Origin of the sequence: Sphingomonas sp. 3P27F8 (assembly GCF_005502745.1) — a bacterium.
Classification (GTDB): Bacteria; Pseudomonadota; Alphaproteobacteria; order Sphingomonadales; family Sphingomonadaceae; genus Sphingomonas.
On the sequence record NZ_SCNL01000003.1, the window covers coordinates 296,307 to 308,990 of the forward strand.

At 63.6% G+C, this 12,684-nt stretch carries 10 protein-coding genes and 2 tRNA genes; 7 read left to right on the forward strand and 5 right to left on the reverse strand.

The window, feature by feature from the left end; translation table 11 throughout:
* Positions 1 to 76: 76 nt before the first annotated feature.
* The 5 genes from moaA to FFS35_RS06070 all read left to right on the forward strand — a co-directional run bounded on the left by moaA (position 77) and on the right by FFS35_RS06070 (position 4,354).
* On the forward strand, positions 77 to 1,090 hold the full coding sequence (gene moaA / locus FFS35_RS06050; RefSeq protein WP_137786218.1) for a GTP 3',8-cyclase MoaA: 1,014 nt from the start codon (positions 77 to 79) through the stop codon (positions 1,088 to 1,090).
* The gene (locus FFS35_RS06055; RefSeq protein ID WP_137786219.1) at positions 1,087 to 1,866 is read left to right on the forward strand and encodes an NAD kinase; all 780 of its coding nucleotides are present in this window, start codon (positions 1,087 to 1,089) and stop codon (positions 1,864 to 1,866) included. Before moaA ends, FFS35_RS06055 begins: the two co-directional genes overlap by 4 nt.
* A gap of 66 nt (positions 1,867 to 1,932) precedes the next feature.
* Positions 1,933 to 2,007: transfer RNA gene (locus tag FFS35_RS06060), tRNA-Asn, on the forward strand.
* A gap of 114 nt (positions 2,008 to 2,121) precedes the next feature.
* Entirely contained in the window at positions 2,122 to 4,185 is a 2,064-nt protein-coding gene (locus tag FFS35_RS06065) for a S9 family peptidase (protein WP_137786220.1), read from the forward strand.
* 94 nt (positions 4,186 to 4,279) lie between these two features.
* A tRNA-Gln gene (locus FFS35_RS06070) sits at positions 4,280 to 4,354 on the forward strand.
* Positions 4,355 to 4,361: 7 nt separating this feature from the next.
* On the opposite strand, the gene FFS35_RS06075 is transcribed toward FFS35_RS06070, so the two are convergent.
* From FFS35_RS06075 to FFS35_RS06085, 3 genes are all read right to left on the reverse strand, one after another.
* On the reverse strand, positions 4,362 to 5,426 hold the full coding sequence (locus tag FFS35_RS06075) for a hypothetical protein (RefSeq protein ID WP_137786221.1): 1,065 nt from the start codon (positions 5,424 to 5,426) through the stop codon (positions 4,362 to 4,364).
* Between the two features lie 93 nt (positions 5,427 to 5,519).
* Complete coding sequence (locus FFS35_RS06080; RefSeq protein WP_137786222.1) at positions 5,520 to 5,930, reverse strand: MerR family DNA-binding transcriptional regulator; 411 nt, start codon at positions 5,928 to 5,930, stop codon at positions 5,520 to 5,522.
* Positions 5,914 to 7,605 (reverse strand): long-chain fatty acid--CoA ligase, encoded by a 1,692-nt coding sequence (locus FFS35_RS06085; RefSeq protein WP_137786223.1) that lies wholly within the window; start codon positions 7,603 to 7,605, stop codon positions 5,914 to 5,916. The genes FFS35_RS06080 and FFS35_RS06085 overlap by 17 nt, the downstream gene beginning before the upstream one ends.
* Positions 7,606 to 7,787: 182 nt before the next feature.
* On the opposite strand from FFS35_RS06085, the gene FFS35_RS06090 reads away from it, so the two are divergent.
* Positions 7,788 to 8,168 carry a DUF2147 domain-containing protein gene (locus FFS35_RS06090; RefSeq protein ID WP_137786256.1) on the forward strand — a complete coding sequence of 127 codons (381 nt, stop codon included), beginning with the start codon at positions 7,788 to 7,790 and terminating at the stop codon, positions 8,166 to 8,168.
* 46 nt (positions 8,169 to 8,214) lie between these two features.
* On the forward strand, positions 8,215 to 9,516 hold the full coding sequence (locus tag FFS35_RS06095) for an outer membrane protein transport protein (protein ID WP_137786224.1): 1,302 nt from the start codon (positions 8,215 to 8,217) through the stop codon (positions 9,514 to 9,516).
* A gap of 41 nt (positions 9,517 to 9,557) precedes the next feature.
* On the opposite strand, the gene FFS35_RS06100 is transcribed toward FFS35_RS06095, so the two are convergent.
* Both FFS35_RS06100 and FFS35_RS06105 read right to left on the reverse strand, forming a co-directional pair.
* Positions 9,558 to 12,152, reverse strand: coding sequence for an MMPL family transporter (locus tag FFS35_RS06100; protein ID WP_137786225.1), 2,595 nt, complete (start codon positions 12,150 to 12,152; stop codon positions 9,558 to 9,560).
* 2 nt (positions 12,153 to 12,154) lie between these two features.
* A complete protein-coding gene (locus FFS35_RS06105; RefSeq protein ID WP_249341485.1) occupies positions 12,155 to 12,661 on the reverse strand; it encodes a DUF2141 domain-containing protein in 507 nt (168 codons plus the stop codon).
* Positions 12,662 to 12,684: the final 23 nt, after the last annotated feature.

Below are 12,684 nucleotides of genomic sequence, written 5' to 3' on the forward strand. Positions count from 1 at the left end.
CAATTCGCGATCGAACCAACACAATAATTGCCGCAGGCTTGCCGCGATGGACCTTAGCCCCTAGCTCTTGCGTACGATGACGTCTTCAGAATCTGGCGCGTCCCGCACGCTCATGGACGGTTTTGGCCGCTCGATCAGCTATCTGCGGATTTCGGTCACCGATCATTGCGATCTTCGTTGCCGCTATTGCATGTCGGAGCGGATGACCTTCCTGCCGCGCGACCAGGTGATGACACTGGAAGAAATCGCGGTGATTACCGAGCGGTTTATCGCTCGCGGCGTGCGCAAAGTCCGCCTGTCGGGTGGCGAACCGCTGGTGAGGCGTGATGTCGTCGATTTGGTGCGTCGGCTGGGCCGGCATGTCGGGACAAGCCTCGACGAACTGGTGATGACGAGCAATGGCACCCGCCTGGCCGAGCATGCCGACGCGTTGTTCGACGCCGGCATGCGCCGCATCAATATCAGCCTCGACAGCCGGGATCCGGAGCGGTTCCGCTTCATCACGCGGCATGGCGACGTGGCGCAGGTGATGCGCGGCATCGATGCGGCGCGCACGGCGGGGCTTCGGGTGAAGATCAACATGGTCGCACTCAAGGGGCTCAACGAGGATGAGATCGGCCCGATGCTCGATTGGTGCGTTGCACAGGGTCTGGATCTGACCCTGATCGAAACGATGCCGCTTGGCGCGATCGACGAGGATCGTACTGACCGTTTCCTCCCCCTCACCGCCGTGTTCGAGCGGCTTTCCGCCAGCCACGAGCTGGTGCGCGATCATGCGGGATCAGGCGGGCCCGCAAGATACTGGCGCGTCGGCAGCAGCCGTTCCAGGCTGGGCCTGATTTCTCCGCTTACGGCTAATTTTTGCGACGGCTGCAATCGTGTGCGCCTGACGACCGACGGGAAGCTATATTCCTGCTTGGGCCACGAAGATCGCGTCGATCTAAAGCGCGCCTTTCGTGACGGCGGGGTTGCCGCGCTCGATACCGCAATCGACGACGCGCTGATCTCCAAGCCGTCCCGCCACGACTTCCAGATCGCACATGGCGCGGCGCCGGCGGTATCCCGCCACATGAGCGTCACTGGCGGATGACCGATTATCCCCGGCGCGCGCTTGTCGCGTCGCCCACCGCCCAGGCGCAGGCTGCGCGCGCAGAACTTTTCGACGCATGGGATTGGTGCCCGGTCGACGAGGCTGATCTGGTGCTCGCGCTAGGGGGCGACGGTTTCCTGCTCCAGACACTACATGGTCTGCTGGAGGCGCGACGCCCCCCTCCCCCGGTTTTTGGAATGAATCTCGGCACGGTCGGTTTCATGATGAACGAGTGGCGACAACATGGCCTTGACGAGCGGCTGATCCGCGCGCGCGCCTTCAAGGTTACGCCGCTGCTGATGACCGCAACAACGATCGACGGCCGCATCCATACGCTGCCCGCGATCAACGAGGTGTCGTTACTGCGCGAAACGCGCCAGACGGCGAAGATCGAAGTGACGGTTAACGATCGCATCGTGCTGGAGGAACTGGCCTGCGACGGTATTCTCGTCGCAACGCCGGCCGGCTCCACCGCCTACAACCTCTCCGCGCACGGGCCGATACTGCCGCTGGGTTCGAACATGCTGGCGTTGACCCCGATCAGCGCCTTTCGCCCCCGCCGCTGGCGCGGGGCGATCCTGCCCGATCGCGCGCGCGTGTCGCTGCGTATCCTGGATCCCGGCAAGCGCCCCGTCTCGGCCGTGGCCGACCAGCGCGAAATTCGCGATGTCGCGCAAGTCGACATAGCGATGGATCGGGCGCGTGAGCTCACCCTGCTTTTCGATCCCGAACACGCGCTGGACGACCGGATTACAATGGAGCAGTTCATTGCATAAGGTTGATCGCGAAACGGGGTTGCATCAAAAATTTGGGCGGCTATAGACGCGCCTCCCGCACGGCATTCCCTGATAGCTCAGCGGTAGAGCTCTCGACTGTTAATCGAGCGGCCGTAGGTTCGAATCCTACTCAGGGAGCCACCGTGCGGAATCCGCCACATTGCTGATATCGATCCGCCCTGCTGATATGGGCGCTTGCCAGCGCGCGCGGGGCGCAGCATCCCTTTCCCATCAAAAGCATGGGGGAGAATCACGATGCGCTTAATGGCTGTCCTGCTGCTGGCCACCGCAGCCCTGCCTGCATCAGCGGAAACACTGCCAAACGCGAGCCCAGGTGACGCCACCACGCGCAGCTTTACCGGTAGTGATCTGTTCCAGCTGTCGATCGCCGCCGATCCCCAGATCAGCCCGGATGGCCGCGCGATCGTCTATGTACGTCGCTCGGCCGACATCATGACCGATCGCATGCAGTCATCCCTGTGGCTGATCGACGTGGCCAGCGGCCGGCAGACGCCGTTCGCCGCGAGCGGCTCCAGCCCACGCTGGTCGCCTGACGGCACGCGTATCGCCTATGTCGCAGCGGATGGCGCGAACCCGCAATTGTTCGTGCGATGGGTAGGCAATGGCGCCGCGACGCGGGTGACCACGCTGCCGGACGATCCGAACGCGCTCGCCTGGTCGCCCGACGGTCGCCGCCTCGCCTATATCGCGACTGTCGCGGGCGAGCCGACCACCTTGGGAAAGTCACCCGCGAAGCCGGAGGGTGCGAAATGGGCCGAGCCGCTGGAAGTGATCGATCGCATCACATATCGCGCGGACGGCGGCGGCTATATCAAACCCGGCCACGATCATGTCTTCGTCGTTTCAGCCGATGGCGGTGGTGCCCGACAACTCACATTTGGCAAGTTTGATGATAACGGCCCGCTCTCCTGGAGCCCTGATGGCCGCACTATCCTGTTCTCCGCGATCCGTTCCCCGGATGCGGAGCGGCAGGTGATGAACAGCGAGGTGATCGCGGTCGATACTGCAAGCGGCGAACTTCGCACCCTGACCAGCCGGGACGGGCCGGACAACGCACCGATCTTCTCTCACGATGGCTCGCGCATCGCATGGCTCGGCTTTGACGATCATCGTCGCAGCTATGAAAATACGCAACTCTATGTCGGCGATCGCCTGGCAGGCGCCCCGCGCTCGATCACCGGGACGCTCGATCGCGCGATCGAGGACGCCGTATGGGCAGCGGACGACAAGACGATCTATGTCAGCTACGATGACCACGGCCACCGCAAGATCGCCCGCGTCGCGCTCGACGGGCGCCTCTCGCCCATCGCCGACAATATCGCCGGCGGCGGGATCGACCGGCCTTATACCGGCGGCGACTTTTCGGTTTCGCGCGGCGGCCTCGTCGCCTTTACCGGCGGCGAGGCGAACGCGCCGGCGGATGTGTGGGTATGGTCCGGCGGAAAAGCACGGCGACTGACCAATCTCAATGCCAACCTGCTGGAAGCAAAGGCGATGGCGCCGGTGCGCAAGATCGCCGTGACCGCGCCCGACGGCCGCGCCATAGACGCCTGGATTGCGACCCCACCAGGTCTGCAGGCTGGGCAACGAGCGCCGCTGATCCTGGAGATCCACGGCGGCCCGAACAGCGCTTATGGGCCAAGCTTCTCGAGTGACGTGCAGCTTTATGCCGCTGCCGGCTACGCCGTGCTGTGGACCAACCCGCGCGGCTCCACTTCCTATGGCGCGGAATTCGCGAACCTCATCGACAAGAATTATCCGAGCCAGGATTACGACGATCTGATGGCTTCCGTCGATGCAGCGATCGCGGCTGGCACTGCTGACCCTGACAATCTGTTCGTCACGGGCGGATCGGGCGGAGGCGTGCTGACCGCGTGGATCGTCGGCAAGACTGATCGGTTCAAGGCGGCCGCCACGCAGAAGCCCGTCATCAACTGGACGAGCGAGGCGCTGACGATGGACGCCACGCTGTTCACATCGCGTTACTGGTTCAGCAAGCTGCCGTGGGAGGATCCCATGGCATATTGGAAACGCTCGCCGCTCAGCCTTGTCGGCAACGTAAAGACACCCACCCTCGTCGTGGTCGGCGCTGAGGATTATCGAACGCCCGTGAGCGAGAGCGAGCAATATTATGCCGCGCTGCAGATACAGGGCGTGCCAACGGCGCTGGTGAAGGTGCCGGGCGCCAGCCACGGCGGGCTCGCCGGGCGGCCGTCGCAAAGCGCGGCGAAGGCCTCGGCGATTGTTGCATGGTTCGATCGCTATCGGAACAAGGCGAGCGCCGCGAAGGGCAAGTAGATCGCATTGCCGGGCGCAGCCAATGACGGTCGCGCCCGGCAATGCGATTGCGGTCGGGATCAACCCGCGCTAATGGGCGCGTCCGCAACGATGCTGGGGCGTCGCCAAGCGGTAAGGCAGCGGCTTTTGATGCCGCCATTCGCAGGTTCGAATCCTGCCGCCCCAGCCAGCGCGCGTCACACCTGGCGCTTGCGCACCGACCAGACGAAGCCGTCGTACCAGAAGTGAAGCAGCGAGCAGGCGATGAAGGGCGCGACGTACCACTTCAAATGTCCCGAGGCCGCCGCAGCGTAGCCAAGTCCGAATATACCGCTGCCAGCGAAGAATAGCAGCGCCGCCCGCTTGCGGCTGCCGCGCCCGAGCTTGTCGGTCATTCGGCCGCCCTCCTTCGCCCACACGAGCGCGAAATACTGGATGGCATGATAGAGATTCACCGTCGCCAGCGCCACCAGCGGCGGAGGGAAGCCCCATGCAAGTATCGAAACCGCGCCGGTGACTATCATCGTCGCCAGTTTATGCGCGGGTGGACGGTATCCACGTTGCGAGGCGCGGTAATAGTCGACGGCAGTCCAGCCGAGCACGATCGTGTAAAGCGATATGGCGGCGAGCCGGATGCCGTGGTTTTCGGCTGCCAGCACGCCGGGCAAGGCGGTCAGCGCGTGAAGCATCGTCCCGTCAAGGCGCTGGAAGTGGCTCAGATGGGTAGCCAGCGCCGCCCCGGCCGCGATTGGGCCGACGTAGAGTGCCCAGTTGAGCCTGAGATCGGTCGCGCGGAGCTGCTGCGGCGAGTTTCCGGCTTTCAGGTCATAGATTCGCGCGAAACCGAAGTTTTGCATCGCCGAATGATGGACGTCCCAGAAAACAGCGATAACCGCCGCAATGACGAGCGCGGTGGGCGACAGCAGAAGCGATGTGATCAATACGAGCGGAACCAGCGTCAGCCGTGTGCGATAGGCATCGAATACCTCGCGGTTCAGATAGGCGCGCGGCACCACCGCGATCAGATGCGCCCAGGTAAGCACTGAAATGACGCCGAACAGGCCGATCACCATGGGGCCGGTCGCAGCCTGAGGCGCCAATCGGTCCGAACCGCGCAACCACGCCTGGATCAGGAGGAACGCCACCAATGGCGCACCCCAGAAGAAGAACGCATCGCGGCGAGGCCCCAGTATCGCATGCGCAGGATCGGACAGCGCAGCTGATGGAACCGCCTCGAAAGACGACGAATATTGTGTTGCCAAGGCTCGTGCTCCGATAAACGCCGCATCGGAGTCTAAACCGTCCTGGTTAACGCTATCTCTAGCGCCCGCTTGTGGTGGCCGGCACCAGCGTGATCAGCCGACCGCGCTCTGCCCCGACTGCCGCTCGGCAATCGCCGCGAGCGCCTGCTTTTCGATCGTCTCCAATTCTAGCAGTGTCATTGTCAGCGCATCCCGCTGCGCCAGGAGCGCGTCGATTCGCGCACGGCAGCGTTCCGCGAGCGTCGCCATCTGTTCGATATGCTGCGGGTCGGCATCGTACAGATCGAGGAATTCCTTGATATCGCGCAATGTGAAACCCAGCCGTTTGCCGCGCAGAATCAGCTTCATTCGCGCCGTCTCACGTCGGGTGTAGATGCGCGCATTGCCCACGCGACACGGCTCGATCAGTCCGCGATCCTCATAAAGGCGCATAGCGCGCGGCGTGATGCCCAGGCTCGTCGCTACATCCTGTATGCCGCGAAGATCGTCATGCGGATCCGACATTTGCTCGCTCTCCCCCGGCATGCTTGTTCGCTTCCCTGCTTTCCGCGACCAGCTCCTTCTTCGAGAGCTTGCCGATCAACGTTTTGGGCAGATTGTCCCGGATCTCGATATCATGCGGAAGCTCTATTTTGCTTACCTTGTCGGCAAGGAACGCGCGCAAATCCTCGGCCGTAGCGCTTGTTCCGGGTTTGAGCGTGACGAAGCCTTTGGGCGATTGGCCGCGATAGCGATCGGGCACGCCGATCACCACCGCTTCGGCTACGGCAGGATGCTCATACAGCGCGTCCTCGATCACGCGAGGATAGACATTGTACCCGCTGCTGATGATGACATCCTTGATGCGATCCACGATGAAGAGATAGCCGTCGGCATCAAGATACCCGACATCGCCGGTGCGCAGCGCGCCATCGACGAAAACGGCGCGAGTCTCTTCATCGCGGCCCCAATACCCCTTCATCACCTGTGGCCCACGTGCGCAAATCTCGCCGCGTTCGCCCTCAGGGCAGATTGCCGCCGGATCGTCCAGATCGTGAATTTCGATCGTCGTGCCGGGGAATGGAATACCCGCGGAGCCCGGCTTCGTCGCGGCATCGATCGGGTTGCAGGTTATGATCGGCGACGCTTCCGACAGACCATATCCTTCTACCAGACGCGCCCCGGTGGTGCTGGTGAAGGCGTCATGAACCTCCGCGGGCAAGGGCGCGCCTCCCGATATACACGCACGAATACCGGAAAGGTCGATCGTCCGCGTCGCGGCCACGCCGGCGATCGCGCCGAATATCGTCGGCACGGCAGGGAAGAAGGTCGGCCGTGTCCGGGCGATCGTCTTCAGCGCATCCTGCAGCCGGAAGCGCGGCATCAGGATCATCTGCGCGCCGACGCGGATCGAAAAACTGAGCACGGTTGTCAACGCGAAGACGTGAAACAGCGGCAACACGCCCAGCACGCGATCCTGGGTCGGGCTTTCACCACCGACGTGAACTACCATCGCGTCAGCATTGGCGACAAGATTGGCGTGGGTCAGCATCGCCGCTTTGGGCAATCCCGTGGTGCCCCCCGTATATTGAAGAACCGCTACGGACTGGGGCGATACGGCTACCGGCGCCGGCTCTCGCCGCTTCGCGATCATCTCACGATAGGTGATATGCCGCGCATCATGCCGCGCCGGCGCGATGTCTCCTTGCTTGAACAGGCGATAGGCGATGCGCTTCAGCACCGGAAGTCCATCGGCGATCGGGCATGTAATCACGTGACGCACGCCGAGTTCGGCAGCGACCGTCGAAACGCGGGCGTGAACCTCGGTCAGATCGCAGGTGGCGATGACGTCCGCCCCGGAATCCTCCAGCAGATGCCGCAGTTCGCGCTCCACATACAGCGGATTCACGTTGACGACGACACCACCGAGCCGGAGCGTGGCGAGAAACAGGATCGGATAATGCGGCATGTTGGGCATGCACAAGGCGACCCGCGTCCCCTGGCCGACACCTAGTTCCTGCAATCCGCCCGCCGCAAGGCGCACCTGCGCGGCAAGCTCCGCATAGGTGGTGACGCTGCCCATGAAGTCGATCGCAGGCCAATCGGGATGCGCGGCGACGGTGGCATCGAACAGATCGGTGATCGGGCGCGGCACGGTGTTCAGCCTGGCTCCCCTGGCAATCGCCTGCGTTCCCACCATTCGCTCTCTCTCCTTGACGCCTTCTATCACGGCCTGGCGAAATCCTGTTGTCGCTCGACACGCTGTTGCTTATGCGGCCTTCCCTATAGGTGAGACAAGAGACCGAAAGGTCAGTCGACACTCACACTGTCGTGGGAGAGGAACGAATTTTGATAGGTATAACCCTGCTGGCCCTGGCGGCGATGGCTAAAGATGGCGCATCCGCTGACACCGCAATCGGGCGGTGGCGCACCGAAACCAGAAACGGCATCGTCGAAATCCAGCGATGCGGCGCATCCATCTGCGGCCGCCTCATAAGTTCTGACAAATTGCGTACCGACCCCGCGCTGAAAGATGCCAATAACAGCGACGCCAAATTGCGTGATCGCCCGCTCAAGGGACTGATGATCCTGAACGGTTTTACCCAGTCTGGCGGTGCGTGGAGCGGCGGCAAGATCTACAACGCCGATGACGGCCGTACGTATGGCGCGAAGATCACGCCGCTTGGCCGTGACTCACTTTCGGTCCGCGGCTGCGTTTTCGTGCCGCTGTGCAAGACGCAAACCTGGACGCGTGTGAACTGATTATCCCGATTTCGTATGTAGTTAGAGTAAGAGTAAAGGAGTAACCATGTCCCCCAGTATGAAGGCTTCGGTCGTCGCCGGCGCATTTGTTTCCGCATTCGCATTCGTTGGGCAGGCCCATGCGCAGGCTTTCTATCTTCAGGAGCAATCGGCGCGCGGCGCGGGCCGCGCCTTCTCCGGCGAGGTAGCCGATACGGGCGCCGCATCCTTGTGGTGGAATCCGGCCGCGATCGCCGATTCGGACAGTGTGGAAGTGACGCTCAATGCGTCGGCGATCCTGCCGCGTGGCGAAGTCGTGGATCGTGGCACCGTGATCGTGCGGCCGGCGCAGACGCCCGCGCCGGTGGGCGGCAGCGCGGTTTCGCGTAATCCGATCAACAATGGCGTGCTGCCGTCCGGAGCGTTTGTCGCCCCCCTGGGACGCGGCATCGCCTTTGGCCTCGCGGTAACGTCGCCATACAGCTTCACGACCGATTATAGCGATGCCAGCTGGGCACGCTATTCGGCGGATCGTACGCGGCTGCGCACCGTCGATATCCAGCCCTCGCTGGCGATTGCGCTGACGGACTGGCTGCGTGTCGGCGGCGGCGTGAATGTCGAATATACCGACGCGTCCCTCAGCAACAAACTGCCCAATCTGTCCGCCGCGCTTCCAGATGGTGAGCAGACCCTTTCCGGCAACGGATGGGATCTCGGATGGACCGCGGGCATGCAGATGCACAACGATTTCGCTACAGTCGGCGTCGCGTACAAATCTGCGATCAAGCACGATCTGAAAGGTGATCTGGTCATATCCGGGCTGCTTGGCCCGCTCGCGACGTCGAATGCTTCCCTGTCCGGGGTTCACGCGACCTTCTACACGCCGGCGCAGATCATCGTCGGCGGTCGGTTCCGCGCAACGAGCAAGCTGACGCTGAACGCCCAGGCGGTACGCTATACCTGGAGCAAATTCGATACGATCCAGCTTGGCGCGCCGATCAATGCGGCAATCCCGGAAAACTATCGTGATAGCTGGAGCCTTGCGGGCGGTGTCGATTACGCCGTCTCGCCACGCCTTACGGTTCGCGCCGGTGTACAACGAGCGATCACGCCGACGCAGGATGGCGAGCGCGACGCGCGCGTGCCGGATTCCAATCGGTGGAATTATGGCGCTGGTGCAAGCTTCAACGTGAGCAGGCGCTTCTCGGTGGACGCCGCGGCGAACTATGTCGATTTCGCCAACGCCTCGATCGACCGGATAACCGCCGCTTATGCCGGTACGCCGGCGCAGACGCCGGTGCTCGTCAACGGCGAATTGCAGAAGGCGCACGCGATAGTGTTGTCGCTGGGCGGCCGCCTGACCCTGTAATCGTCTCGGCCCGGATGGCGACATCCGGGCCGTTTTACCCATCACGCCCGATGCTGCTCCATCCGGTTTGTGGCAGGCCCGAGCAGCGCCGGTTCGAAGATCAGCGCGCAAACCAGCGTCCAGATCAACGAGATCATCAGTATCTCACCCATGCTGGCGGTGCCCGGATGATGCGATAGCCACAGGCTGCCAAACGCTGTTCCCGTCGCCAGGGCGCTGAACAGCACGGCGCGCGCCAGGCTCGATTGCAGCAGATTGATCGCGCCAGCGCGCCACGCCATCACGAAATAGATGTGAAAAGCGACGCCGACCCCGAACAACAACGGGAAGGCGATGATATTGGCGAAGTTGATCGGCTGACCGATGAGGACGCACGTGCCGAGCGTCAGAAAGATCGACAAGACAACCGGCGCCAATGTGAACGCCACTTCCCGCACGTTGCGCAGCACGATCAGCAGCAGCGCGCTGACCAGCAGGAATGCAATCACGCCAGCCTGAACGAACGCCGTCGCGACCGTGCTTGCCGCCGCCTGCGTCGCGACAGGCAGACCGGAAATGGCCGGAGTAATCCCCGCTACGGCGGTGCGAAAGCGACGGATGACCTGATTGTCATTGCTGTCGCCGGACGGAAACACCTGAAGCCGCAGCCTGCCATCGGGGGAAACCCAGTCCCGGACGATCGCGCCCGGCAGGTCACTGCGCGTTACGGCCGTCGCCTGTAGCGAGAGGCGTATTTGATCGAGCATCACGACAAGTGGCTGGGTCAGCAATGCATTGACCGCCCCGCGCCTGGCGGGCGTGCTGTGGGCGAGCCGATCGAACGCTGCGGCCAGCCGCAACATCTCCGGCCCGACTTTCCCATTCGCGGCTGTACGCAACTTCGCCGCCGCTTCGGACAGCGCGGTGATGGAATCGGCATCGCCCGGCGGGCTGGCGATATCGAGCGGATTGACCGTTACGTCGAGCAGCAGCGCGGCGTCCTGGATCAGCGCCAGCTTGGCCGGTTGATCGCTCGGCACGAAGCTATCCACCGAAACGACGTGGGAAACCTGCGGTAGCCGGGCAAGCCTGGCTGACAATGCCGCCGCGTCGGCTGTATCGGCCGCCAGCACGTCGATCACATTGGGTGTCCGATCGGGGTCTCGCGTCAGGTCGGCCAGCGCTCGCATCGCCGGTGCTTGTGTGTCGCGCAGATGAAGTGGGTTGAAATCGAACGTCACCCACGGGAGCAGTGCGATGCTGGCGGCGAGCGCAACCACGAACGCCCACAGCACTGTCCGCCGCCTGCGCTCCAGCAACCGATCGACCGGTGCCAGCGCGGCGAAGCCCATATCGCCGCGCGGCTTGCCGGGCCGGAAGGCAATCACCAGCGCCGGCAGCAGCGTAACGCTCAGTATCAGCGCCACCACCATGCCCAGGCCGGCGATGATGCCAAGCTCGGCGATCCCGATATAGTCCGTCGGCAGGAACGCGCCGAAACCCAGAAAGATCGAGCCCGCCGCGAGCGTCAGCGGCGCGCCCAAGGCGATCGCGGACTGGCGCAGCGCTGTCTCAGGCACGGCGCCCGCATCCCGCTCGGCATTGTAGCGCACGCAAATCTGGATGCCGAAATCCACCCCCAGGCCCACGAACAGCGGGATGAAAGCCACGGAGATCAGGTTGAACCGCCCCACCGCAAGCAGCCCTATCGCCATGGTGACGACGAGGCCAAGAACGATCGTCGTCATGATCGCCGCGACCAGCCGTGCCGATCGGGTCGCCAGCCATAGCGTCATCAGCATCGCGGCGAGCATCACGAACCCGACGAACCCGATATTCTCCTGGAGCGTGGCGAACTCCTCGTCAGCAAGCGGAACCTCGCCGGTAAGCTGCACGCGCACGCCGTGCGCGGCATCCAGCCCAAGTGTGGCGGCCGCCTGCCTCACGGCATCGCTCGCCGCCGCGCCGGGCATCAGCGCGGCGTGATCGAGCAATGGCTGCGCGAGGATCAGTCTGCGCGTCGGCGGCGCAAGCCCAGCCTTTTCGGCAGCGAACAGCTTCTGCCACGAAAAAGGCTGTGGCCTGCCATTCAGGGCACCATCAACCGCATCGGCCAGCGCACGGACCGGCCTGTCGATCCGCTCTGCTGCAACCTGCCCGGTGGCGATCCCGTCGGCCATCGCAGATACCGCGCCAGCCACTCCCCGCAAGCTCGGATCGGCGGCGAGCGGGCCCAGCATCGGCTGCGCCTCGATCAGTGCCGTCGTCGCCTCGCGCACCTCCTGCTCGGAACCGAACAGCAGGCCTTCGCGCGCAAAAAAATCGCCGCCGTCGGGGCGCGACACCCGCCGGAAATGCTTGTTGTCGCCCGCCAGTCGCGTCGCGAGCCGTTTCGTGGCGTCTTCGGCAAGTTCAGGCGTCGCGCCGTCGATCATCACGAGCATCGCGTCGCGGAGTTGCGGAAACGCGGCTTCCATCGCGCGTTCCTGCTGCCGCCAGGGCACGTCAGGGGATATAAGCGCCGCCGTATCGGTCGTCATCGCGAACCGGTCCACCACGATCATCAGCGCCAGCGCGGACAGGAGCAGTCCGGCAATGATCGTCAGCCACGGCCGGCGAATGCTCGCCGAAACAACGCGCACAACGGGATTTGCCATGCTCAGCGCGACGGCGGGCCGGAAGGCCCGGTGAAATACCGCAGGTTGAGCCGGATCACCTTGCTGGTGCCGTCAAAGGTGAACGCCGCCTCGGCGAATTTCGGCGGCCCGAACCTTATCCTGGCATCGTTCGAAAATCCGATCCCCTCCTTCGGAATGCCGAACAGCCCGCGATCTACCTTGCGATTGCCATTCTCGTCGAGAAACACTTGCACGGCGTATCGACCGGCCGGCAGATTGCGTACACTTACCCGTGTTTCGCCGAGGCGCGCGGCCGCATCGCCGGACCAGGGGCAATCCTCCTTCAGAAACGTCGCCTCCGGGCAGACATCGACATGGACGATGCCCCTGGCGACGCGGACGTTGCCGATATCGACGGTCAACGTGCCATGGCCTTCCGGGGCCGACGCCGCGGCCGGGGCCAGTGCGATGGTCATCAGTGCGGTGGCGAGGATGACCTTTGACCAGCCGGTCACGCTGTGGCGCCGACGGTGTCGGCCTCGTTCCATCGGAGTGCGGTGAGGACGGTCTT